At 49.1% G+C, this 25,244-nt stretch carries 18 protein-coding genes and 4 tRNA genes; 20 read left to right on the top strand and 2 right to left on the bottom strand.

The features are described 5' to 3' along the window. Positions 1 to 61 precede the first annotated feature (61 nt). The gene (locus C7W93_RS17260) at positions 62 to 709 is read right to left on the bottom strand and encodes an NAD(P)H-dependent oxidoreductase (RefSeq protein WP_225869918.1); all 648 of its coding nucleotides are present in this window, start codon (positions 707 to 709) and stop codon (positions 62 to 64) included. A gap of 321 nt (positions 710 to 1,030) precedes the next feature. Between C7W93_RS17260 and C7W93_RS17255 the strand changes: the two genes are divergently transcribed. The 14 genes from C7W93_RS17255 to rpoC all read left to right on the top strand — a co-directional run bounded on the left by C7W93_RS17255 (position 1,031) and on the right by rpoC (position 16,769). Then, complete coding sequence (locus tag C7W93_RS17255) at positions 1,031 to 2,104, top strand: gamma-glutamyl-gamma-aminobutyrate hydrolase family protein (protein WP_108441506.1); 1,074 nt, start codon at positions 1,031 to 1,033, stop codon at positions 2,102 to 2,104. Between the two features lie 188 nt (positions 2,105 to 2,292). Continuing rightward, positions 2,293 to 2,378, top strand: a tRNA-Tyr gene (locus tag C7W93_RS17250). A gap of 53 nt (positions 2,379 to 2,431) precedes the next feature. Then, a tRNA-Gly gene (locus C7W93_RS17245) sits at positions 2,432 to 2,505 on the top strand. Between the two features lie 91 nt (positions 2,506 to 2,596). Beyond that, positions 2,597 to 2,671, top strand: a tRNA-Thr gene (locus tag C7W93_RS17240). Positions 2,672 to 2,809: 138 nt separating this feature from the next. Continuing rightward, the gene (tuf, locus tag C7W93_RS17235) at positions 2,810 to 4,006 is read left to right on the top strand and encodes an elongation factor Tu (protein WP_108441494.1); all 1,197 of its coding nucleotides are present in this window, start codon (positions 2,810 to 2,812) and stop codon (positions 4,004 to 4,006) included. 140 nt (positions 4,007 to 4,146) lie between these two features. Continuing rightward, positions 4,147 to 4,222, top strand: a tRNA-Trp gene (locus C7W93_RS17230). 39 nt (positions 4,223 to 4,261) lie between these two features. Next, complete coding sequence (secE, locus tag C7W93_RS17225) at positions 4,262 to 4,642, top strand: preprotein translocase subunit SecE (RefSeq protein WP_108441505.1); 381 nt, start codon at positions 4,262 to 4,264, stop codon at positions 4,640 to 4,642. Between the two features lie 71 nt (positions 4,643 to 4,713). Further along, entirely contained in the window at positions 4,714 to 5,250 is a 537-nt protein-coding gene (gene nusG, locus C7W93_RS17220) for a transcription termination/antitermination protein NusG (RefSeq protein WP_370446503.1), read from the top strand. A gap of 172 nt (positions 5,251 to 5,422) precedes the next feature. Then, positions 5,423 to 5,854: a 50S ribosomal protein L11 gene (gene rplK, locus C7W93_RS17215; protein WP_108441503.1), complete on the top strand. Its 432-nt coding sequence runs from the start codon at positions 5,423 to 5,425 to the stop codon at positions 5,852 to 5,854. After that, entirely contained in the window at positions 5,854 to 6,549 is a 696-nt protein-coding gene (gene rplA, locus C7W93_RS17210) for a 50S ribosomal protein L1 (RefSeq protein ID WP_108441502.1), read from the top strand. The genes rplK and rplA overlap by 1 nt, the downstream gene beginning before the upstream one ends. A gap of 356 nt (positions 6,550 to 6,905) precedes the next feature. Next, positions 6,906 to 7,445, top strand: coding sequence for a 50S ribosomal protein L10 (gene rplJ / locus C7W93_RS17205; protein WP_108441501.1), 540 nt, complete (start codon positions 6,906 to 6,908; stop codon positions 7,443 to 7,445). 77 nt (positions 7,446 to 7,522) lie between these two features. Beyond that, complete coding sequence (gene rplL / locus C7W93_RS17200; RefSeq protein WP_108441500.1) at positions 7,523 to 7,897, top strand: 50S ribosomal protein L7/L12; 375 nt, start codon at positions 7,523 to 7,525, stop codon at positions 7,895 to 7,897. A 329-nt stretch (positions 7,898 to 8,226) separates the two neighbouring features. Beyond that, positions 8,227 to 12,333 (top strand): DNA-directed RNA polymerase subunit beta, encoded by a 4,107-nt coding sequence (gene rpoB, locus C7W93_RS17195; protein ID WP_108441499.1) that lies wholly within the window; start codon positions 8,227 to 8,229, stop codon positions 12,331 to 12,333. A 194-nt stretch (positions 12,334 to 12,527) separates the two neighbouring features. Then, a complete protein-coding gene (rpoC, locus tag C7W93_RS17190) occupies positions 12,528 to 16,769 on the top strand; it encodes a DNA-directed RNA polymerase subunit beta' (RefSeq protein WP_108441498.1) in 4,242 nt (1,413 codons plus the stop codon). 304 nt (positions 16,770 to 17,073) lie between these two features. Here the strand turns inward: rpoC and C7W93_RS17185 are convergent, their stop codons facing one another. After that, positions 17,074 to 19,062, bottom strand: a complete 1,989-nt coding sequence (locus tag C7W93_RS17185) for a phosphoethanolamine transferase (protein ID WP_370446480.1) — start codon at positions 19,060 to 19,062, stop codon at positions 17,074 to 17,076. Positions 19,063 to 19,453: 391 nt separating this feature from the next. On the opposite strand from C7W93_RS17185, the gene rpsL reads away from it, so the two are divergent. From rpsL to rplC, 6 genes are all read left to right on the top strand, one after another. Further along, positions 19,454 to 19,837, top strand: a complete 384-nt coding sequence (rpsL, locus tag C7W93_RS17180; protein WP_108441497.1) for a 30S ribosomal protein S12 — start codon at positions 19,454 to 19,456, stop codon at positions 19,835 to 19,837. A 136-nt stretch (positions 19,838 to 19,973) separates the two neighbouring features. Further along, positions 19,974 to 20,444: a 30S ribosomal protein S7 gene (gene rpsG, locus C7W93_RS17175; protein ID WP_108441496.1), complete on the top strand. Its 471-nt coding sequence runs from the start codon at positions 19,974 to 19,976 to the stop codon at positions 20,442 to 20,444. 125 nt (positions 20,445 to 20,569) lie between these two features. After that, a complete protein-coding gene (fusA, locus tag C7W93_RS17170) occupies positions 20,570 to 22,675 on the top strand; it encodes an elongation factor G (RefSeq protein ID WP_108441495.1) in 2,106 nt (701 codons plus the stop codon). A 92-nt stretch (positions 22,676 to 22,767) separates the two neighbouring features. Continuing rightward, complete coding sequence (gene tuf, locus C7W93_RS17165; RefSeq protein WP_108441494.1) at positions 22,768 to 23,964, top strand: elongation factor Tu; 1,197 nt, start codon at positions 22,768 to 22,770, stop codon at positions 23,962 to 23,964. Between the two features lie 99 nt (positions 23,965 to 24,063). After that, entirely contained in the window at positions 24,064 to 24,381 is a 318-nt protein-coding gene (gene rpsJ / locus C7W93_RS17160; protein ID WP_108441493.1) for a 30S ribosomal protein S10, read from the top strand. A 194-nt stretch (positions 24,382 to 24,575) separates the two neighbouring features. Then, positions 24,576 to 25,244 carry a 50S ribosomal protein L3 gene (gene rplC / locus C7W93_RS17155; RefSeq protein ID WP_225869917.1) on the top strand — a complete coding sequence of 223 codons (669 nt, stop codon included), beginning with the start codon at positions 24,576 to 24,578 and terminating at the stop codon, positions 25,242 to 25,244.

Genomic DNA, 25,244 nt, shown 5'->3' with positions numbered 1-25,244 from the left:
TATGCTGTGGTGCATCGTGTATGCGGGCTGCTTTATATTGCGACTTTTTGATCTTGCCGGGTCACCGATTTCTATCCGACGTCGCCATTTCTGGCCAGTGCGGATAGGTTGTCAGTCGTTCCTGATATAACGCCAGATGCGCATCGAGCGTGGTCTCGTCTACGCTGTGCGCGCCATGCAAAATATGCGGCGCTCGCCAGTGCATCCCACATAGTTGCGCAGTTTGTTGAAACGGCGGCAAAAACGCAGAAAATGGCCATTGATGGGCGCCCTTTTCTTGATACGCATCTTCGCTGGCCCCGGTGGTGGCGACCAGCCAGTAATCTTTACCGCGCAATGCGTCGCCGCCAGGACCGAAGGCCCAGCCTTGGGTGAGCACGGTGTCAACCCACAGTTTGAGCAGAGCGGGCATGCTGTACCACTGAATCGGATGCTGAAAGATCACCAGATCGGCGTCTTTCAACAATGCCTGCTCATGGCGCACATTGATGTGGAAGTCAGGATAGGTTTCGTAGAGATCGTGGAGGTGTACATTCGGCAAGACGCTGGCGGCCTGCACAAGTCGTCGATTGACGCGTGACCGATGCGGCCTGGGATGTGCATACAGGATCAGAATGTTGGGTTTGGCGTTGGTCATGGGGGTGCGTTGCGTAAAGGCGAGAACAGGCTTGACGCGCTTAATCGCTTCGATGGTTGAGCGGCCAGACATTTGACGGAGTTATTCATGGAGCTGATTCAAAAAACAAATGATGGGCGGGGCGAGATCGGCAAAGGCTATCAACAGGAACACTAAATGTAGGAAGTAAGCCTATACTTTGACAAGCAATTTTATCCTTATCGGATAAACGCTAGTGTGATGCCGTGCATTTCGTGACATTGCCAAAGGTGCTCGTATGCAATAACGTAATGACGCATTAGCGCGATGCAGATACGACACAATACAATGACGATGATGAGCGAATTTCAGTTGCTGCGGATAGTTTTGTCTTGGCAACAGTCTACCTATATTCCTTCTTAAATTTTCGACATCATGCCCGATATAAAAAATTCAGATACCGTTCCAACTCCCCCAATTATCTCCGAGGTTACCCCAGTTCCATCGCCTGAAGCGGTGATTCCGCCTCCTGAGCCGCCACCAGCGCCACCTCAAACACCAAAGCCGCCAGAGCAGCCGACGGTCTATACCAGTTTAGGTCATCCGGGGGGCAAAACGCCTGGGGCAGGCGCAGATGACAAGCCATGGGCGCAAACCTGGAAGCTGCTAGCTGCACGGTTCAGGGCAATATCCGACAAAGCCGGGCGTAGGATGATGCAGAGAACGCTGAAAATAGGCGTCTCTGCGCGTATTTTTCATCCGGAAGAGGGTGCAAAAGGCCTGCGTGGGCGCACCTTGCAATATCTTGAAGAATCGATCGCGCAATGGGTGATGTCGCGTGATGTGCTGGTTTTCATGATCCCGACGGTGAACACCAATGGCTTGGTTCATCCCAGCAGCATCCGTCTGCGTGACTATGCCAAGCATTTGGATGGTCTGGTGTTGCAAGGTGGCGCTGATGTCTCGCCGCAGAGCTACGCAGAAGCTGCAACGCGTCCTGAATGGGGAGGGGACCGGGTCCGCGATATGTATGAGCTCGAATTGCTGCATGAATTTATCGAAGCTGGCAAACCGGTTTTGGGTATTTGCCGAGGTTGTCAATTGATTAACGTGGCTTTGGGCGGTACGTTATATCAAGACATTGCGACCGATGTGCCCAGTTCAATCGCCCACGTTAACGATGAGTACGATCGCTTGCATCACGCGATTCAATTTCCTCCGGGTTCGTCGCTGGCGGGTTTGTTTCCGTCCTCCAATACAGATACGGGCAAAGAATGGGTGGTGAACTCGATACATCATCAGGCGGTGAAGGACTTGGGCCGCGATCTATCTGTCGAGGCAGTGTCAGGTGTTGACAACATCACCGAAGCGATCCGTTATCGCAAGGCACCGTTCGTGATGGGCTTGCAATGGCATCCGGAATTTCATCGGGCTGGCGGGCCAGAATTGCTGGATTGCACACCGATTCTCGACGGCTTCCTAAGAGCAGCGCGCGAAACCCGCTTCTAAATTGCTACTTGCAAATATTTTTAATTAATTTTGCGCAAGTGCTTGTCTATCTGAAAATCTTTGTAGTATAGTAGCGGGCTTGCTTCCGCTATAGCTCTGTCTAATTGATTCTGATCCTTATTTTCAGAAAATTTAGCGAAAATAGTTGACAAGTAGAAGGTGTTTCACTATAGTTTTGGGTTCCGTGCGGAGGGGTGGTCGAGTGGTTAATGGCAGCAGACTGTAAATCTGCCCTCTTGCGAGTACGCTGGTTCGAATCCAGCCCCCTCCACCACAGTCAAAAGTAGTGTTGCATGTAGTAAATGTTGCGGATGAAGAAGTGATCTCGCGGGTGTAGCTCAATGGTAGAGCAGAAGCCTTCCAAGCTTATGACGAGGGTTCGATTCCCTTCACCCGCTCCAGTTTTAGTTATACATGAGTTGCAAGTGAAATTGTTTCGCAAGTTTATAGGTTGAGCGTGTTGCTGGGAGTTGTCGGTACACGAGCAGCATAGCCCTTGTAGCTCAGTGGTAGAGCACTCCCTTGGTAAGGGAGAGGCCACGTGTTCGATCCACGTCAAGGGCACCAAGTATTCAGTCCGTTCGCAGTGCCCGATTCGGCGCGGAGCCAGCGCTGTAATTTCTTGATTAGTCAATCAGTAGTATTCAATGTAATGCAGTCGGGCGCGTGCCTGAACATTCTCATCAAATCTTTAGGAGTTCCAAGATGGCAAAGAGCAAATTTGAGCGGACCAAGCCGCACGTGAATGTGGGCACGATTGGCCACGTTGATCATGGCAAAACCACACTGACTGCAGCAATTGCGACGGTGTTGTCGAAGAAATTTGGCGGCGAAGCTAAAGGCTACGCGCAAATTGATGCGGCACCGGAAGAAAAAGCGCGTGGTATTACGATCAACACAGCGCACGTAGAATACGAAACGGCGAATCGCCACTACGCGCACGTTGACTGCCCAGGCCATGCTGACTATGTTAAAAACATGATCACTGGCGCGGCGCAAATGGACGGTGCGATTCTGGTGTGTTCGGCTGCTGATGGTCCGATGCCACAAACGCGTGAGCACATCTTGCTGGCGCGTCAAGTTGGTGTGCCATACATCATTGTGTACCTGAACAAATGCGACATGGTTGACGATGCTGAGTTGCTTGAGCTGGTCGAAATGGAAGTGCGTGAGTTATTGAGCAAGTATGAATTCCCAGGCGACGACCTGCCGATCATCCAGGGTTCAGCGAAGCTGGCACTGGAAGGCGACACAGGTCCATTGGGCGAAGAGTCGATCATGAAGTTGGCTGACGCACTGGACAGCTACATCCCGACACCAGAGCGTGCAGTTGATGGCGCGTTCTTGCTGCCAGTGGAAGATGTGTTCTCGATCTCAGGTCGCGGTACAGTGGTAACTGGTCGTATCGAGCGCGGTATTGTTAAAGTTGGCGAAGAACTGGAAATCATTGGTATTCGCGATACACAAAAAACGACTTGTACTGGCGTTGAAATGTTCCGTAAGTTGCTGGACCAAGGTCAAGCTGGCGATAACGTTGGTGTTCTGTTGCGCGGTACGAAGCGTGAAGATGTTGAGCGGGGTCAAGTTCTGGCGAAACCAGGTACGATCAAGCCACACAAGCATTTCACAGGCGAGATCTATGTTCTGTCGAAAGACGAAGGCGGCCGTCATACACCTTTCTTCAACAACTATCGTCCACAGTTCTACTTCCGTACGACGGATGTAACTGGTTCGATCGCGTTGCCAGAAGGTAAAGAAATGGTGATGCCAGGCGATAACGTTTCGATCACAGTGATGCTGATCAACCCAATCGCGATGGAAGAAGGCTTGCGCTTCGCTATTCGTGAAGGTGGTCGTACTGTTGGCGCGGGTGTTGTTGCTAAAATCCTGCCTGACGCGTAATTTATTGGTTTTACACGCCGCAATTTTGGATTTATCCTGATTGCGGCGTTGATGTCTGAGTGGTAGTAGAAGTGAAGTAGTTAATAAAAGTGTTGTTTCGAGTTAAATAAGCCAAGTAACTTGATTAAGTCTTAAGCGTTAGGGGTGTAGCTCAATTGGCAGAGCGCCGGTCTCCAAAACCGGAGGTTGGGGGTTCGATGCCCTCCGCCCCTGCCACCGATTCAGGTGTAGGGTACTGAAAGTATAAATCCACGTATGTCTAACCACCCTGTGCAAACTGTCAGCCCGTCAGGCGACAAGCTCAAAGTAGTATTGGCAGTTTTAGCTGTCGTTGCCGGCATAGTCGGCTTTTATTTTTTGTCGGACAAGCCAAGCTTGGTACGTGCAAGTGTTCTAGTCGCCGGTTTGATCGTTGCGATTGCATTAGCGTGGACCTCGACTCAAGGCAGAGAATTTCTAAGTTTCGCCAAGGAAGCTATCCGCGAAACTAAAAAGGTGGTCTGGCCTACCCGCAAAGAAGCGATGCAAATTACTGCCATTGTTTTTGTCTTTGTGTTGGTAATGGCGATTTTCCTGTGGGGAACCGACAAGCTCCTTGAAGTTTTATTGTACGACGTGATTTTGGGTTGGAAATAATAATGAGCGAAAGCACACAAGACGACGCACAAGCAACGCCGGTCGAAGTAACGACGCCGGCGTCTGCGCCTATGGGCAAGAAGCGCTGGTATGTTGTGCACGCCTATTCTGGCATGGAAAAAAGCGTGATGCGTGCGCTCACCGAGCGTGCTGAACGTGCCGGTATGCAAGATCAGTTTGGTCAAATTTTAGTCCCTACTGAAGAAGTGATTGAAGTTAAGAATGGTCAAAAGTCAGTAACTGAGCGTCGTTTCTTCCCAGGCTATGTTCTGGTTGAGATGGAAATGACGGATGAAACATGGCATCTGGTCAAAAATACAAATAAAGTCACCGGTTTCATCGGCGGCAAGTCAAATAAGCCTACGCCGATTCCGCAGCATGAAGTCGATAAAATCATGCAGCAAATGCAAGATGGTGTCGAGAAGCCGCGTCCGAAAGTATTGTACGAAGTGGGTGAATTGGTCCGCATCAAAGATGGTCCTTTCACCGATTTCAACGGTAACGTCGAAGAAGTGAACTACGAAAAATCGCGCGTGCGCGTGACGGTAACCATCTTCGGTCGTGCAACACCGGTTGAGTTGGAATTTGGCCAGGTTGAAAAAGTCTAAATTTTTCGTTATCAGGTTGTATTTAGATAACGCGATTTTTTGTAATAAAGCGCCCGGCGGAGCGCGGTAGGTTCGAAGAACTTATTAATTCGCTGTTATTAGTAAGAGAGGAGCCCAATTAACTCAGCAATGAGTGAACAGGCGCTAACACTCAATCAACGTAGGAGCCATCATGGCAAAGAAAATCATTGGTTTTATCAAGCTGCAAGTTCCAGCAGGTAAAGCAAACCCATCCCCTCCGATCGGTCCAGCACTGGGTCAACGCGGTCTTAACATCATGGAATTCTGTAAGGCATTTAATGCCCAGACTCAAGGCGTTGAGCCAGGTCTGCCAATTCCAGTTGTGATTACTGCATTTGCAGATAAGTCTTTCACTTTTGTGATGAAGACTCCTCCTGCAACTATTTTGATCAAAAAAGCTGCTGGTATCACTAAGGGTTCGGCTAAGCCGCATACCGATAAAGTCGGTTCGATCACTCGCCAACAAGCAGAAGATATCGCTACACAGAAGAAGCCCGACCTTACTGGTGCTGATCTGGAAGCTGCCGTGCGTACCATCGCCGGTTCCGCTCGTTCAATGGGCATCACGGTGGAGGGTCTGTAATGGCTAAGTTAACAAAACGCGTAAAAGCAATTAAAGCAAAAGTTGATCGTACTAAGGCTTATCCATTCGATAACGCTATTGTATTGATCAAAGAATGCGCAACTGCCAAGTTCAATGAGTCTATCGATGTGTCCGTTCAATTGGGCGTAGATGCTAAGAAATCGGATCAAGTTGTTCGTGGCTCGGTAGTGTTGCCAGCTGGTACAGGTAAGAGCGTCCGTGTTGCAGTTTTTGCATCAGGTGAAAAAGCTGAACAGGCAAAAGCAGCTGGTGCAGATGTCGTGGGTATGGAAGATCTGGCTGAGCAAATTAAAGCCGGTAACATGCCTTTTGATATCGTTATCGCGTCGCCAGATACTATGCGTATCGTTGGTACTCTGGGTCAAATCCTGGGACCACGTGGTTTGATGCCTAACCCGAAGGTCGGAACTGTTACCCCTGACGTTGCTACTGCAGTTAAAAATGCAAAAGCTGGTCAAGTGCAATACCGTACTGACAAAGGCGGTATTATTCACGCCACTATCGGTCGTAAATCGTTCAGCGATGCTGAATTGAAATCGAATTTGTTGGCACTTATCGATGCGCTGAGCAAAGCTAAACCAGCAACCAGCAAAGGTGTTTACCTGCGCAAGGTCTCGCTGTCTTCAACAATGGGTGCTGGCATCCGTGTTGAGCAAGCAAGCTTGGTTGCTTAATATTTGAATTAAGTCCTGAGGCGTCGCGACAGTACGTAACTATGTACTAACGCTGGCGACTCAGGCGAATCTTTGGGCTGGACCGGCATAAGCAATTATGTCGATCCAGACAATCAAAGACCGTTGGGCAGCGTGCACGCAGGTTGGTGCACAAAGTTAAATCCCAAGCGAGAAATTGAAGCGCCTGGTACCCAACGCAGATGGTGCACCCGAACAAGTTTTGTAGTCTCAACACTGTTGCGTGAATAGCGTGCTAGTACTGAACTCCTAACTTCGGACGCCGTGTTCGAACCGATGTGAGGTGAATAGCCAATTGCGGCTATGTCATTACCGAGCATCATTTATGGAGGTTGATCTTGAGTCTCAATCTGAATGACAAAAAGGCCGTTGTAGCCGAAGTTTCTGCAAAAGTGAAAGCTGCGCAGACTATCGTACTGGCCGAATACCGTGGCATCCAGGTTGGTCACTTGACGCAACTGCGCGCCAATGCGCGTACCCAAGGTGTGTACCTGCGTGTATTGAAAAATACATTAGCTCGTCGCGCTGTTGAAGGTACCGCTTTTGCTGAACTCGCCAAAGAAATGACTGGTCCGTTGATCTATTCGATCTCGGTCGATGCCGTTGCTGCTGCTAAAGTCTTAGCTGACTTTGCAAAAACCAACGACAAACTAGTCCTGAAAGCGGGTAACTACGCTGGCAAGACGCTTGATAAAGCGGCTGTCGTAGCGTTGGCAAGTATTCCGAGCCGTGAAGTCTTGCTGGCCCAAGTTGTGGGCATGATGCAAGTTCCTATCTCTGGATTTGTGCGTGGTTTGGCTGCCTTGGCAGCGAAAAAAGAAGCCGAAACCGGTGTCGTCGCTACTGAAGTTGTAGCGGATGCTGAAGTCGCTGCTTAATTAAAAGCAGTGTTTCAGCGCTTTTTTCAGCGTTAGTACCAATTAGATGTAGTTATCAATAAAATTAGGAGTTTCACATGGCACTTGACAAAGACGCAATCCTGGACGCAGTTGGCGCCCTGACCGTTTTGGAATTGAATGACCTGGTTAAGGCATTCGAAGAAAAATTTGGCGTATCGGCTGCAGCTGTTGCTGTTGCTGGCGGCGCTGGCGGCGGCGCTGCTGCTGCTGCTGAAGAGCAAACTGAATTCACAGTTAATCTGCTTGAATTCGGCGCGAACAAAGTTGGCGTAATTAAAGCTGTTCGTGAAATCACTGGCTTGGGCTTGAAAGAAGCTAAAGACTTGGTTGACGGTGCACCGAAGCCAGTTAAAGAAGCAGTCTCTAAAGCAGACGCTGAAGCAGCCAAGAAGAAATTGGAAGACGCTGGCGCGAAAGCTGAAATCAAGTAATTCTGATTTCACAGTGCGTCGCCGTCAAGGTGACGCAGGAGTCAAAGTGCAGAATCCCCCGAAAGTGGGCATTCGGCTTTGGCTCCTTTGTCGTTTTCGATTTTATTGTTCTGGGTCTTCTTTATTCGACCTAGTTAACTCTTGATCGGGTTATAGCGTTCCTTTTGCAGCCGAGCTTGAAGGGCTGAGACTTGAGGTTTCGTAGCTGTTGGGTTGTGGGTTTTATCTAGTAGCTAACAGCGTTGGTAGCATTGGTTAGTTGCCCGATATGGCTACATTACTTATCGAATCCTGAATTCTCTATCCTTCCTGTCACTCACGGAGTGTCCATGCATTACTCATTTACTGAGAAAAAACGCATTCGCAAATCTTTTGCGAAACGTGCAAACGTTCATCAAGTTCCGTTCCTGCTGGCGACCCAGCTCGAGTCATATCTGGGCTTTTTGCAAGCAGACAAAGTACCGTCTCAACGTAAAAATGAAGGTTTGCAATCTGCCTTCTCGTCCATTTTTCCTATCGTTTCGCACAATGGTTTTGCGCGTCTCGAATTCCTGTCATATGTCCTCGGTGATCCACCGTTCGACGTCAAGGAATGTCAACAACGTGGATTGACGTTCGCGTCGCCTCTGCGTGCCAAAGTGCGACTGGTTATTCTTGATAAAGAATCTCCAACAAAGCCTGTCGTTAAAGAAATGAAAGAGCAAGAAGTCTACATGGGCGAATTGCCTTTGATGACAACTACTGGCTCGTTCGTCATTAACGGTACAGAGCGCGTCATCGTGTCTCAGCTGCATCGTTCGCCTGGCGTATTTTTTGAGCATGACCGAGGCAAGACCCACTCATCAGGCAAACTGCTATTCTCGGCGCGGATTATTCCTTACCGTGGTTCGTGGCTTGATTTTGAGTTTGATCCGAAAGACATTTTGTTCTTCCGTGTCGATCGTCGTCGGAAAATGCCAGTCACGATTCTGTTAAAAGCGATCGGCATGTCGGTCGAGCAGATTCTGGCTAATTTCTTCGTATTCGATAATTTCGCTTTGCGCAATGATGGCGCGGAGATGGAATTTGTAGCAGAGCGCCTGCGCGGCGAAGTTGCACGTTTTGACATTACTGACAAGTCTGGCAATGCATTGGTCGCCAAAGACAAGCGGATCAATTCAAAGCATGTACGCGACATCGAAGCGGCTGGTATCAAGCACATTTCGGTACCGGAAGACTATTTGCTAGGCCGTGTATTGGCGCGCAACATCGTCGATGAAGACACCGGTGAAGTGGTTGCCAACGCGAACGACGAATTGACCGAAGAGCTGTTGGCCAAATTGCGTGAAGCGGATATTGCCACAATTCAGACTTTGTATACCAATGATCTGGATCAAGGTGGTTACATATCGCAAACATTGCGCAGTGATGACACCAACGATCAGATGGCGGCTAAAGTTGCAATCTATCGCATGATGCGTCCTGGCGAACCGCCGACCGAAGATTCGGTAGAGGCTTTGTTCAATGGCCTCTTCTACAACGAAGATCGCTACGATTTGTCAGCTGTTGGTCGCATGAAATTCAATCGCCGTATCGGTCGCGATGAGTTGACTGGTGCGATGACGTTGTCAAACGAAGATGTGTTGGCTGTTATCAAGATTTTGGTTGAGTTGCGCAATGGTCGCGGCGAAGTCGATGATATCGATCACTTGGGTAATCGTCGTGTACGTTGTGTCGGTGAATTAGCTGAAAATCAATTCCGTGCCGGTCTGGTCAGAGTTGAGCGTGCAGTTAAAGAGCGTCTGGGACAAGCTGAAGCTGACAACCTGATGCCGCATGATCTGATTAACTCTAAGCCTATCTCTGCAGCTATTCGTGAGTTTTTCGGTTCGTCACAATTGTCGCAGTTTATGGATCAAACCAATCCATTGTCCGAAATTACTCACAAGCGTCGTATTTCGGCCTTGGGACCTGGTGGATTGACCCGGGAACGTGCTGGTTTTGAAGTACGTGACGTGCATCCAACTCACTATGGCCGCGTATGCCCGATTGAGACACCGGAAGGTCCAAACATTGGACTGATCAACTCGTTGGCGCTATATGCACGCCTCAATGAATATGGTTTCCTGGAAACGCCGTACCGTAAAGTAGTCGATAGCAAAATTACCGAACAGGTCGATTTCCTGTCCGCGATTGAAGAAGGCCGTTACATCATCGCTCAGGCGAATGCGACCATCGACAAGTCCGGCAAACTATCGGATGAATTGGTTTCGGCGCGTGAAGCGGGTGAAACAATTTTGGTATCACCAGAGCGTGTTCAGTACATGGACGTTGCTACTGGACAGGTCGTTTCAGTTGCTGCATCGCTGATTCCGTTCCTCGAACACGATGATGCGAACCGCGCGTTGATGGGTGCGAATATGCAGCGTCAGGCAGTTCCTTGCTTGCGTCCTGAGACAGCGTTGGTTGGTACTGGTATTGAACGTACTGTTGCGATTGACTCGGGCACTACTGTGCAGGCGCTACGCGGCGGTATTGTTGATTACGTTGATGCCGGTCGTGTGGTTATTCGTGTTAATGATGAAGAGGCGTTGGCTGGTGAAGTCGGTGTTGATATTTATAACCTGATTAAATACACCCGCTCGAACCAGAACACCAATATCAATCAACGTCCGATTGTCGAAGTGGGTGATCGTGTTGCTAAACTTGACGTGATCGCTGATGGCGCATCGACTGACTTGGGCGAATTGGCCCTTGGTCAGAACATGCTAGTAGCCTTTATGCCATGGAACGGCTACAACTTCGAAGATTCGATTCTGATCTCCGAAAAAGTGGTAGCTGATGATCGTTACACTTCGATTCATATCGAAGAGTTATCGGTTGTTGCACGTGACACCAAGTTAGGTGCCGAAGAAATTACTCGCGATATCTCGAACCTGGCTGAAAATCAGCTGGCACGTCTTGATGAAGCTGGGATCGTGTACATCGGTGCAGAAGTTGAAGCTGGCGATACATTGGTTGGTAAAGTAACGCCTAAGGGCGAAACCCAGCTGACACCAGAAGAAAAGTTGCTGCGTGCGATTTTCGGTGAAAAAGCTTCAGATGTTAAAGACACTTCGTTGCGTGTGCCATCGGGCATGGTCGGTACGGTTATTGATGTGCAAGTGTTTACCCGCGAAGGTATTGTCCGCGACAAACGTGCGCAACAAATTATCGATGACGAACTGAAACGCTATCGTCTTGATCTGAACGATCAGCTGCGGATTGTTGAAGGCGATGCCTTTGAACGTCTGGAGCGGATGTTGATCGGCAAGGTTGTCAACGGCGGTCCGAAGAAGCTGGCTAAGGGTGCCAAATTGACCAAGGAATACTTGGCCGATCTGGATAAATACCATTGGTTTGATATTCGCCCATCGGATGATCCGACCGCAATCGCTTTAGAAGCGATTAAAGAGTCGATCGCTGAAAAGCGCCATCAGTTCGATTTGGCCTTTGAAGAAAAACGTAAGAAGCTGACCCAAGGCGATGAGTTGCAGCCTGGCGTGCAAAAAATGGTCAAGGTTTATCTGGCTGTTAAGCGTCGTCTGCAACCAGGTGACAAGATGGCGGGTCGTCACGGTAACAAGGGTGTTGTTTCACGCATTCTGCCTATCGAAGACATGCCGCACATGGCCGATGGTACGCCAGCTGATATCGTGTTGAATCCGCTTGGTGTTCCATCGCGGATGAACATTGGTCAGGTTTTGGAAGTGCATTTGGGTTGGGCTGCAAAGGGTCTGGGTCTGCGTATCGGCGAAATGCTGAAAGCACAAACCAAGATTGCCGAGCTGCGTCAGTTCCTCAATACGATTTATAACGAATCGGGCAAAGTTGAAGATCTGGACAACATGAGTGACGACGAAATCATGCGTCTGGCGTCTAACCTGAAAAAAGGTGTGACATTTGCAACACCGGTATTTGATGGCGCCAATGAGGCTGAAATCAACCGTATGTTGAATCTGGCTTATCCTGATCCGATTGCTAAACAACTTGGCATGACGCCATCGAAGAACCAGGTAACGATGTACGACGGTCGTACTGGTGAAGCGTTTGAGCGTAGCGTTACCGTCGGCTATATGCATTACCTGAAACTGCACCATCTGGTTGATGACAAGATGCATGCGCGTTCTACTGGTCCTTACTCGCTGGTAACACAGCAGCCATTGGGTGGTAAGGCGCAGTTCGGTGGTCAGCGCTTCGGTGAGATGGAAGTCTGGGCATTGGAAGCGTATGGCGCATCCTATGTCCTGCAAGAAATGCTGACAGTAAAATCAGATGATGTGAACGGTCGTACCAAAGTGTATGAAAATCTGGTCAAGGGCGATCACGTGATCGAAGCTGGTATGCCAGAATCTTTCAACGTATTGTTGAAAGAAATTCGTTCGCTAGGTATCGATATGGATCTAGATCGGGACTAAACCGATTCGATTTGATCCATTGTGGGACAACGTTGATGCGGCTCCGAAAGGCGCCGGAGGACGCTGTCCCACAACTGATTCAGCTAGCAGTTAAAAGGTCGGTGAAAGTTGTTTCTTCATTTGTGAATGATGCGTGAAACGCCCACTGTACTAACAAAAGAATTTAGTTTTTTCACGCCAACCTGGAGTGATACATGAAAGCACTGCTCGATTTATTCAAGCAAGTTCAGCAAAATGAACAGTTCGACGCGATCAAAATTGGCCTCGCGTCGCCAGATAAAATCCGTTCGTGGTCTTATGGCGAAGTCAAGAAGCCTGAGACTATCAACTATCGTACCTTTAAGCCTGAGCGCGATGGTCTGTTCTGCGCCAAAATCTTTGGCCCTATTAAAGACTACGAATGCTTGTGCGGTAAGTACAAGCGTCTGAAGCATCGCGGTGTAATCTGCGAAAAATGTGGCGTTGAAGTTACCTTGGCAAAAGTGCGTCGTGAACGCATGGGCCACATTGAATTGGCGTCGCCGACTGCGCACATCTGGTTCCTGAAATCTCTGCCGTCACGTCTGGGTATGGTCCTCGACATGACTTTGCGGGATATCGAACGCGTTCTTTACTTCGAAGCCTACGTTATCACTGATCCAGGCATGACACCGCTGAAGCGTTGCCAGATCATGTCCGAAGACGACTACGCAGCGAAGTACGAAGAATACGGCGATGATTTCACCGCATTCATGGGTGCCGAAGGTATCCGTGAGTTGCTGCGCGCAATCGACATCGATCGCGAAGCCGAGACCTTACGTCAAGACTTAAAAGACTCGAAATCAGAAGCCAAGATCAAGAAATATTCCAAGCGCTTGAAGGTGCTGGAAGCATTCCAACGTTCGGGAATTAAGCCGGACTGGATGATCATGGAAGTATTGCCAGTGCTGCCGCCTGAATTGCGTCCGCTGGTACCGCTGGATGGTGGTCGTTTTGCAACTTCCGATTTGAATGACCTGTATCGTCGCGTCATTAACCGTAATAACCGTTTAAAGCGTCTGATGGAATTGCGCGCACCGGAAATCATTACGCGTAATGAAAAGCGGATGTTGCAGGAAGCAGTGGATTCGTTGCTAGACAATGGTCGTCGCGGTAAAGCAATGACTGGCGCTAACAAGCGTCCATTGAAGTCGTTGGCTGAGATGATCAAGGGTAAAGGCGGCCGTTTCCGTCAAAACTTGTTGGGTAAGCGCGTCGATTACTCCGGTCGTTCGGTGATCGTGGTGGGTCCACAACTTAAATTACATCAATGCGGTTTGCCAAAATTGATGGCCTTGGAGTTGTTCAAGCCATTTATTTTCAACAAGCTCGAAGTGATGGGCATCGCCAGCACCATCAAGGCAGCCAAGAAAGAAGTTGAAAATCAGACTTCGGTCGTGTGGGACATTCTGGAAGAAGTGATCCGTGAACATCCGGTCATGCTGAACCGTGCACCTACATTGCATCGTTTGGGCATTCAGGCGTTTGAGCCGGTCCTGATCGAAGGTAAAGCTATTCAGTTGCACCCGTTGGTTTGCGCCGCATTTAACGCCGACTTTGACGGTGACCAAATGGCGGTCCACGTGCCTCTGTCGATTGAAGCACAAATGGAAGCGCGTACGCTGATGCTGGCGTCGAACAACATTTTGTTCCCATCGAACGGCGAACCGTCGATCGTACCTTCGCAAGATATCGTGTTGGGTCTGTACTACGCAACGCGTGAACAGATCAACGGTAAGAACGAAGGCATGATGTTCCCGGATGTCTCGGAAGCTATCCGTGCGTATGACAACAAGGAAGTCGAACTGACAACCCGTGTCACCGTGCGTATTACCGAATATCCGAAAGATCTGGTCACTGGCGAATTCGTCAAGACTATCAAGCGTTACGAAACCACTGTTGGCCGTGCGATCCTGTCAGAAATTCTGCCTAAGGGTCTGCCGTTCACCGTGTTGAATCGTGCGTTGAAGAAGAAAGAAATTTCTAAGCTGATCAACACGTCGTTCCGTAAGTGCGGTTTGCGTGCGACAGTTGTTTTCGCTGATCAATTGATGCAGTCCGGTTTCCGTTTGGCGACACGTGCTGGTATCTCGATCTGTGTTGATGACATGCTGGTACCGCCGCAAAAAGTCACACTGATCGCTACTGCAGAACAAGAAGTTAAACAGATCGAACAGCAATACTCGTCCGGTCTGGTTACTGCTGGCGAACGTTATAACAAAGTGGTTGATATCTGGGGCAAGGCCGGTGATGACGTCGGTAAGGCCATGATGGAACAGCTCAAGGTTGAAGACGTCGTTCGCCGTGACGGCACCAAAGGTACACAAGAATCGTTCAATGCCATTTACATGATGGCCGACTCCGGTGCGCGTGGTTCTGCGGCGCAGATTCGTCAGTTGGCCGGTATGCGTGGTCTGATGGCGAAACCGGATGGTTCGATTATCGAAACGCCGATTACCGCGAACTTCCGCGAAGGTCTGAACGTTTTGCAGTACTTTATTTCCACCCACGGTGCGCGTAAAGGTCTGGCAGATACCGCGTTAAAGACAGCGAACTCAGGTTACCTGACGCGTCGTCTGGTTGACGTTACCCAAGATTTGGTTGTGATCGAAGATGATTGCGGCACGTCGAACGGTGCAGTTATGAAGGCAATGGTTGAGGGTGGTGAAGTGATCGAAGCATTGCGTGACCGTATTCTTGGTCGCGTTGCTGCTAACGACATCGTTAATCCTGAAACCCAGGGCACGCTGTATGAATCCGGGACATTGCTGGACGAAGATGCCGTTGAAGAAATCGAACGCCTCGGTATCGATGAAGTAAAAGTTCGCACACCGCTGACTTGTGACACACGCTATGGCCTGTGCGCACAATGTTACGGTCGTGATCTGGGACGTGGTTCTCTGGTCAACGCCGGTGAAGCTGTCGGCGTGATCGCGGCACAATCGATTGGTGAGCCAGGTACTCAGCTGACTATGCGTACGTTCCACATTGGTGGTGCGGCGTCGCGAGCAGCAGTGGCATCTAGCGTTGAAGCCAAGTCGAACGGCGTAGTGCGCTTTACGGCAACGATGCGTTACGTCACGAATGGTAAAGGCGAGCTGATCGTTATTTCCCGTTCAGGCGAAGTACTGATCACTGATGATCACGGTCGTGAACGTGAGCGCCATAAGGTGCCGTATGGTGCGACCATGATTGTCAACGATGGTATGACGATCAAGGCTGGCGCAACATTAGCAACATGGGATCCGCTGACACGTCCGATCATTACCGAGTACACCGGTACTGTGAAGTTCGAAAACGTTGAAGAAGGTTCGACCGTTGCGCGTCAGATCGATGAAGTGACCGGTCTGTCGACATTGGTTGTTATCGATGCCAAGCGTCGTGGTTCTGTGACCAAAACTGTTCGTCCTCAGGTCAAACTGTTGAATGAACAAGATCAGGAAGTCAAGATCTCCGGTACAGAACATGCTGTGACGATCGGTTTCCAGGTCGGTGCACTGATTACCGTGAAAGACGGACAGCAAGTCCACGTTGGTGAAGTGTTGGCGCGTATCCCGACTGAATCGCAGAAAACGCGTGACATTACCGGTGGTTTGCCGCGTGTTGCTGAGTTGTTTGAAGCGCGTTCGCCGAAGGATGCCGGTATGCTGGCTGAGGTTACCGGAACCGTTGCATTTGGTAAGGAAACCAAAGGTAAGCAACGTCTGGAAATCACAGACATGGACGGCAATAAGCATGAGTTCTTGATCACCAAAGATAAACAAGTATTGGTCCATGACGGCCAAGTGGTGAATAAGGGCGAAATGATTGTTGACGGCCCAGCCGATCCACAAGATATTCTGCGTCTGTTGGGTATCGAAGCGTTGGCCCGTTACATCGTTGACGAAGTACAAGATGTGTATCGTTTGCAAGGCGTGAAAATCAATGACAAGCACATTGAAGTTATCGTCCGTCAAATGTTGCGCCGTGTACAAATCGTTGATGCTGGCGATGCTAACTACATCACTGGTGAACAGGTTGAGCGTTCCGAGTTGCTGGACGAAAATGATCGCGTGATCGCCGCAGGAAAGATTCCTGCAACATACGAAAACGTATTGTTGGGTATTACCAAAGCATCGCTGTCGACTGACTCGTTCATATCTGCTGCGTCGTTCCAGGAAACTACCCGAGTCTTGACGGAAGCTGCAATCATGGGCAAACGTGATGGCCTGCGTGGTCTGAAAGAAAACGTCATTGTTGGACGTTTGATTCCAGCTGGAACTGGCTTGGCATTCCATCGCGCACGTAAAGAAAAAGATACGTGGGAAGCGGAAGAACGGACTGCTTTGCTGCAATCGGAGCAACAAGCACGTAACCTGCAAGCTGAAGCGGAAGTACAACCAGCTGAAACGTTGGGAACAACTGGCGACGAAGCTTAATTCGTAAGCGTTGTTAAAAAAACGGCACCGGAGAATTCTCCGGTGCCGTTTTTGTTTGTGCGGTTCTAACTATATTTAGACGCGAATAAGACAGTTGAGGTAGAAGTTCTGAGAATGGCTTCTGTATGGCCTACGATAAGCCATGTGCGAATCCGAGCTTTTGTATCCGTATAACGGCTCTGGTGACGACTCCGATTGCTGCTGTCGTGATAAAAGGGGTGATGACTCATATACGAGAAGGGGAAATAACCTTTAAATCCGGCTATTTCCCCTTATTTGAGCCGCTTAACTTGATGCCGTAGCGTTAGTCCTTCAGTTGCAGCAACGGTTTCGCGTTATCTTTTACTTCTCGACAATCGCCTTTAAAGGTCGAGTTATCGTAATCGCTCCAGCCATAGCTATCTACATACCGCTTATGCGGACGGAGTTTATTGCTTAAAAAGCTCTTCTCCAAGTGCTCATCCGGATAGCGAATATCAGATAGATCCAACAACGAATGAAATACGTTTTCGGTATTAATACGCGCTCGCTTATGACGTATTAGCTGCTCTACTTTTTCTGGATAGGCGGTTTTGTATTGATCCGAATACCACATTAATGCTGGAATATGGAATTCAAACTGCGTGTTGTGGCCATGAAAAGCTATTTTGCAGCTGCCGTCGTACAAGGTTTCTCCATGATCGGAGAAGTACATCATGGCGCTCAACTTATTCGAAGACTTTAATGTCTTGATGACTTGCTCCAAAAACCAGTCGGTGTAAAGGATCGAGTTATCGTAACTATTATTTAACGCGGGTTTATTCGCCAGATTGGTGTACGCCGGATTCGCGATGCCGAAGAGCGACGGCTGCCATTTGTCGAATCCCTGAGGGTAACGATGGCTGTAGTTCCAGTGGCTGCCTAAGCTATGGAGCACAATGAGTTTTTTCGGATGCGGGTCGGCCATCGCCGTTTTTAAGGGGGCCAGCAGAGCTTCATCAAAACTCGACGCGTCCGTAAAGCCACCAAGATTCAGGAATTGGGTCACATCTGCTTCATTTGCAAACACAGAAATAGGTGTATCGAATTTACCGAAGGACATCTGATTTGACATCCAGTAAGTTTTAAAGCCCGCTTCTTTATAGGCAGTAATGAAGGATTTCTCAGAGAAACCCGCACGCAGGCTCTGCGTGATCGGTTTGCGTGAAACCATTACAGGAACCGATAAGCGCGTCGCTGCGACACCCGTGAGCGCATCCGAAAAACTGACAAGATTAGGCTCTTGTTCCAATAGCGGATTGGTCTCACGCGCGTAGCCGTTCAGGCTCCATCGATCAGCGCGTGAAGACTCGCCTATGACCATGACAACAATTTGGGGCGTATCTTTCTGACTAACTTGTTGGGCGCGGAACGAGAAGCGGCGGTTCTCGCGTTGTAAATCTTCCAGGTATTTCCGCTCTTTCCAAAAATCGTAACCACGCACGGCAAGACCAAAAGGCCAGGTACGACCAAACGGCTCGGCTTCAAATGGAATTTCGGCCCAACTTGGCAGTTTGCCGAACTTAATTGACGACATCGCGCTCGTGGTAAAGGATGAGGGCGGCGGAGTGACAGGCGACGCGATTCTTGGGTTCACAATGGCAGCAAGTGTAGCTGGCTGACTCATCGTTGCCGAGCTTGCCTGACTAGCTGAGCCTGCTGTTACTAGCTTAGCCGTCGCAGAGGGGTGTGGTGGTGGGCTGACGCCCATTTCTTCGCCATACAGCCAGAGACCGAAAGAGGCAATCATCGCCGCGCAGATCAACCAGCGCGTATTGCCACGCCAATCAAGATCGCGGGTTGTGGCGGCTGCATACCAGCTTAATCCCCACCAAATGATAATGCAGACAAAAATTACCGCCAGCAGCCAGATTTTATCGCCTAAGAACTCTATTGCTTCTGCCGGTGAGGTTTCCGCAATGATCCCTAGGTGATGGGTTGAGATTCCCTGTCCATAGAATTTGCGCAGATACAGTTCTGTCGGTAACGCAATAAATGCGGGCAACAACAACCAATGAAAACGTGCCGGTCGTTTGAACAATGCCCAAATAACTAGCCACGCCACAAATTCCATTGCTACGACGCGGGCAGGACGCACAACAACTTGACCAAAAAGCAACGGGGAAAATGGCACCAGCGACAAGATCAAATAAGTGATCAGTACAAATAAGTTATTTCGGCGCAGCAAGTAAGGCATTGTCATCAATAAAAATAGGGAAAACGCATTATCCCGTAACGATGCGGACTTACACACTAGATAAAGTGTAAGAGCCATACCTCTTTTTTATAGCACTGTAGCTGCCTATTTCCGGTCGATGAAATCAATGGTGTTCTAAGGTCGTCAGTCAGGATTTGCCGTGCTTTAATCTAATCGGCCCACTGCCGCCGAAGCGCATCTACCAATTTGTTGCATCTTTTGAACAGTCGTGCATATATTAATCGCCGAGTTGACCTAATGGCGTGATGCCGATATACTCGCGGGTTCTCGATTCCAAGTTTTACTGGTCTTGAACGTTCTCCAGCGTGTTCTCATTTGCTGCAGTTCGTCCCCACCTTTATTGCCAAATCGAACTGCGCGGGATTTTCGTGCAAGTATCTGTCCAATCCCGGACAACCGATTTCGGGATTGTTGTTATTAACGTCGTAATTTTGTTGGATAGAAAACGATGCCAACCATCAATCAATTGATTCGCCAGCCACGCGTATCTGCTGTTGTTAAAAGCAAATCGCCGGCGCTGGAAAACAGCCCTCAAAAACGCGGAGTATGTACCCGTGTTTATACGACAACTCCAAAGAAGCCAAACTCGGCTTTGCGTAAAGTTGCCAAGGTACGCTTGACTAACGGTTTCGAAGTTATTTCGTACATCGGTGGTGAAGGCCATAACCTGCAAGAGCATAGCGTCGTGTTGTTACGTGGCGGTCGTGTAAAAGATTTGCCGGGTGTGCGTTACCACATGGTTCGCGGTGCATTGGATACTCAAGGCGTCAAGGATCGTAAGCAAGCACGTTCGAAATACGGTACTAAGCGCGCTAAAGCTGCAAAGAAATAATTTTTCGTCTGGCTCAGGCCAAATGAAACAGGTGTCGGTCCCCAATGGGCCGAGTAAGTGGGTAGCTATGATGGCTGTCCGCGAGGGTGAAGGAGCAAGGCTCCGCACACTCAACTGAAGATTGAAAGGAATCGAAATGCCACGTCGTCGTGAAGTTCCCAAGCGGGACATATTGCCGGATCCTAAATTCGGTAACATTGATGTTGCGAAATTCGTCAACGTCTTAATGCTGTCCGGTAAAAAATCGGTAGCTGAAAATATTATTTACGGTGCTTTTGAGCACATCCAAACTAAATCCGGCAAAGATCCGCTGGAAGTGTTTGCGTTGGCAATCGGCAACTGCAAACCATTGGTTGAAGTTAAATCGCGTCGCGTTGGTGGTGCAAACTACCAGGTGCCAGTTGAAGTTCGTCCTATCCGTCGTATGGCTTTGTCGATGCGTTGGTTGCGTGAAGCAGCTAATAAGCGTAGCGAAAAATCAATGCCGCAACGCCTTGGCGGTGAATTGCTCGAAGCTGCAGAAGGTCGCGGCGGCGCAATGAAAAAGCGCGATGAAGTACACCGTATGGCTGAAGCGAACAAGGCGTTCTCGCACTTCCGCTTCTAATAGAATGAGCGGCTGCTTCCATTGCGGAATCAGCTACTCGCATCTGAAATTTGTTCGAACCGAGCGTATATTTTCCTGGAAAAATAGCGCTCGGTTTCGTGCATTAAAAGACTTAGGAATAAATCATGGCTCGCAAGACCCCCATTGAGCGCTATCGCAATATCGGTATTTCCGCTCACATTGATGCTGGTAAAACCACGACCACTGAACGTGTGTTGTTTTACACCGGCGTGAATCACAAGATTGGTGAAGTGCATGATGGCGCAGCCACCATGGACTGGATGGAACAAGAACAAGAGCGCGGAATCACAATTACTTCTGCTGCTACCACTTGTTTCTGGAAAGGTATGGCGGGTAATTTCCCTCCACACCACATCAACATCATTGATACTCCGGGTCACGTTGACTTCACTATTGAAGTTGAGCGTTCGATGCGTGTATTGGATGGTGCTTGCATGGTTTACTGCGCAGTCGGCGGTGTGCAACCACAATCTGAAACAGTATGGCGTCAGGCTAATAAGTACAAAGTTCCACGTTTGGCGTTTGTCAATAAAATGGATCGTACTGGTGCTAATTTCTTCAAAGTTTACGAGCAAATGCGCGCACGCTTGAAGGCAAATCCAGTTCCTATGCAAGTGCCAATCGGTGCCGAAGAAAATTTCGAAGGCGTAATCGATCTGGTCAAAATGAAGGCGATCTATTGGGATGATTCAACCCAAGGTATGAAGTTTGACTACCGTGAGATTCCTGAGAATTTGGCAGCTGAAGCAGCAAAATGGCGCGAGAATATGGTTGAAGCCGCCGCTGAAGCGTCAGAAGAACTGATGAATAAGTACCTGGAAGAAGGCGATTTGACAGAAGCGGAAATTAAAGCTGCTATTCGTCAACGTACTATTGCTAGTGAAATCGTCCCGATGATGTGCGGTACAGCCTTCAAAAACAAGGGTGTGCAGGCAATGTTGGATGGCGTGGTTGAGTACTTGCCATCACCAGTGGATATTCCGCCAGTCCCAGGTATGGACGAAGATGATGAGCCAGTGGTGCGTAAAGCAGAAGACACTGAAAAATTCTCAGCATTGGCATTTAAAATCGCAACTGATCCGTTTGTTGGTCAATTGTGCTTTATCCGTTGCTACTCAGGCACGCTGAACTCGGGCGATACAGTTTATAACTCTGTTAAAGAGAAAAAAGAGCGTATCGGACGTATCGTTCAGATGCACGCGAATCAGCGCGAAGAAATTAAAGAAATGCTGGCGGGTGATATCGCTGCGGTAGTTGGTTTGAAAGATACAACGACCGGCGATACATTGTGTGATGACAAAGCCATTGTCGTTCTTGAGCGTATGGTCTTCCCAGAGCCGGTTATTTCGCAGGCTGTGGAACCTAAGACTAAGCAAGATCAAGAAAAAATGGGCCTGGCGTTGAATCGTTTGGCTGCTGAAGATCCTTCTTTCCGCGTACGTACTGACGAAGAATCGGGTCAAACGATTATCGCCGGTATGGGTGAGTTGCATCTGGACATTATTGTCGATCGTATGCGCCGTGAATTTAACGTCGAAGCGACCGTCGGTAAGCCACAAGTTGCCTATCGTGAAACGATTCGCAAGACTTGCGAAGAAATCGAAGGCAAGTTCGTTAAGCAATCTGGTGGTCGTGGTCAATATGGTCACGTGGTTCTGAAGATTGAGCCGCAAGCACCAGGTACTGGTTTTGAGTTTGTTGATGCGATCAAGGGCGGTACAGTGCCACGCGAATACATCCCTGCAGTTGAGAAGGGTGTTCGTGAAACATTGACTGCTGGTGTATTGGCCGGTTATCCGGTTGTTGACGTCAAGGTCACGCTGTTCTTTGGTTCGTACCATGATGTTGACTCGAACGAAAACGCATTCCGTATGGCTGCTTCGATGGCATTCAAAGACGGTTGCCGTAAGGCTAGCCCAGTCATTCTGGAGCCAATGATGGCGGTTGAAGTTGAGACGCCAGAAGACTACGCCGGTACAGTGATGGGCGATCTGTCGTCACGTCGCGGTATGGTCCAGGGTATGGATGAAATTGCTGGCGGTGGCGGCAAAATCATCAAGGCCGAAGTGCCATTGTCGGAAATGTTTGGTTACTCGACTTCATTGCGTTCGGCCACACAAGGTCGTGCAACATATTCGATGGAATTTAAGCACTACTCCGAAGCGCCGAAGAATGTTATCGACGCAATCGTGACATCGAAGACCAAGTAATACGGTTTATGCCTGCTCCGAAAGGGGAGGGCATTTATCTTAATAATTTCAGTAACTTGTTGAATAATCGCTCTTTTTGAAGGAAGAATAAAATGGCAAAAAGTAAATTTGAACGGACCAAGCCGCACGTGAACGTTGGCACGATTGGTCACGTTGATCATGGCAAAACCACACTGACTGCAGCAATTGCGACGGTGTTGTCGAAGAAATTTGGCGGCGAAGCTAAAGGCTACGCGCAAATTGATGCGGCACCGGAAGAAAAAGCGCGTGGTATTACGATCAACACAGCGCACGTAGAATACGAAACGGCGAATCGCCACTACGCGCACGTTGACTGCCCAGGCCATGCTGACTATGTTAAAAACATGATCACTGGCGCGGCGCAAATGGACGGTGCGATTCTGGTGTGTTCGGCTGCTGATGGTCCGATGCCACAAACGCGTGAGCACATCTTGCTGGCGCGTCAAGTTGGTGTGCCATACATCATTGTGTACCTGAACAAATGCGACATGGTTGACGATGCTGAGTTGCTTGAGCTGGTCGAAATGGAAGTGCGTGAGTTATTGAGCAAGTATGAATTCCCAGGCGACGACCTGCCGATCATCCAGGGTTCAGCGAAGCTGGCACTGGAAGGCGACACAGGTCCATTGGGCGAAGAGTCGATCATGAAGTTGGCTGACGCACTGGACAGCTACATCCCGACACCGGAGCGTGCAGTTGATGGCGCGTTCTTGCTGCCAGTGGAAGATGTGTTCTCGATCTCAGGTCGCGGTACAGTGGTAACTGGTCGTATCGAGCGCGGTATTGTTAAAGTTGGCGAAGAACTGGAAATCATTGGTATTCGCGATACACAAAAAACAACTTGTACTGGCGTTGAAATGTTCCGTAAGTTGCTGGACCAAGGTCAAGCTGGCGATAACGTTGGTGTTCTGCTGCGCGGTACGAAGCGTGAAGATGTTGAGCGGGGTCAAGTTCTGGCGAAGCCAGGTACGATCAAGCCACACAAGCATTTCACAGGCGAGATCTATGTTCTGTCGAAAGACGAAGGCGGCCGTCATACACCTTTCTTCAACAACTATCGTCCACAGTTCTACTTCCGTACGACGGATGTAACTGGTTCGATCGCGTTGCCAGAAGGTAAAGAAATGGTGATGCCAGGCGATAACGTTTCGATCACAGTGATGCTGATCAACCCAATCGCGATGGAAGAAGGCTTGCGCTTCGCTATTCGTGAAGGTGGTCGTACTGTTGGTGCGGGTGTTGTTGCTAAAATCCTGCCTGACGCGTAATTTAGATGTGCCTATCTGACGAATGGTTTGTTAGATAGGTTGTATTCAAATATACCCTGAATGACTATCCATTCAGGGTTCGTTCTTTAAAGGAAAATCATGTCTGCTCCAAATCAAAAAATCCGGATTCGTCTGAAAGCATTTGACTATCGTTTGATCGACCAATCGGCACAAGAAATCGTCGATACAGCGAAACGCACTGGTGCAGTTGTTAAGGGACCGGTCCCTTTGCCAACACGTATTCAGCGTTTTGACGTTTTGCGCTCGCCGCACGTCAACAAGACTTCACGTGATCAGTTCGAAATCCGTACGCATCAACGTTTGATGGATATCGTTGATCCAACAGACAAGACTGTTGATGCATTGATGAAGCTGGATCTGCCAGCTGGTGTTGATGTAGAAATTAAGTTGCAATAATTTCTTTAATCCAGAAATCGCAGCGTAAGTGTTGTAAATAAAGGTTGGTCGGGATAATTGACATACCATGATCAACTTGGTGTTGCAAATAAAATTTATCCCGGCTATACTCGTCGGCTTCGGTGAGGTTGTGTATTGCACGATCTCACGTATTTAGTAGTACAAACATCAGCCCCGCCCAATCGTAGGTGGGAATGGAGAAAACAATGAGCCTAGGCCTTGTTGGTCGCAAGGTTGGAATGATGCGCATATTTACGGATGATGGGGAATCAATTCCTGTTACCGTGGTAGATGTATCGAACAACCGTGTGACTCAAATCAAAACGCCTGAAACAGACGGTTATACCGCTGTTCAAGTTGCATTCGGTCAGCGTCGCGCATCACGCGTGAATAAAGCTGCAGCCGGCCACTACGCTAAAGCAGGTGTAGAAGCTGGTACCATCCTCAGAGAATTCCGTATCGATTCTGCTAAAGCTTCTGAATTGAAAGCTGGCGACGTTGTCGCTGCTAGCTTGTTCGAAGCTGGTCAAAAAGTCGATGTGCAGGGTACTTCGATCGGTAAGGGTTACGCTGGTGTTATCAAGCGTTACAACTTCTCATCTGGTCGTGCTACCCACGGTAACTCCCGTTCGCATAATGTTCCAGGTTCCATCGGTATGGCGCAGGATCCAGGTCGTGTTTTCCCTGGTAAGCGTATGACCGGTCACATGGGTGACGTTACTGTAACTACGCAAAACCTCGAAATCGCACGTGTTGACGCTGAGCGCCAACTACTGATGGTCAAGGGCGCGGTTCCAGGTGCAAAGAACGGTCAAGTTGTCGTGATGCCTGCTGTTAAAGTCAAAGCAAAGAAGGGAGCCTAA

The sequence above is a fragment of the Glaciimonas sp. PCH181 genome (assembly GCF_003056055.1).
GTDB lineage: Bacteria > Pseudomonadota > Gammaproteobacteria > Burkholderiales > Burkholderiaceae_D > Glaciimonas.
Note: the sequence above shows the minus strand (reverse complement) of the source record. Positions and strands in the feature narration are given on the sequence as shown.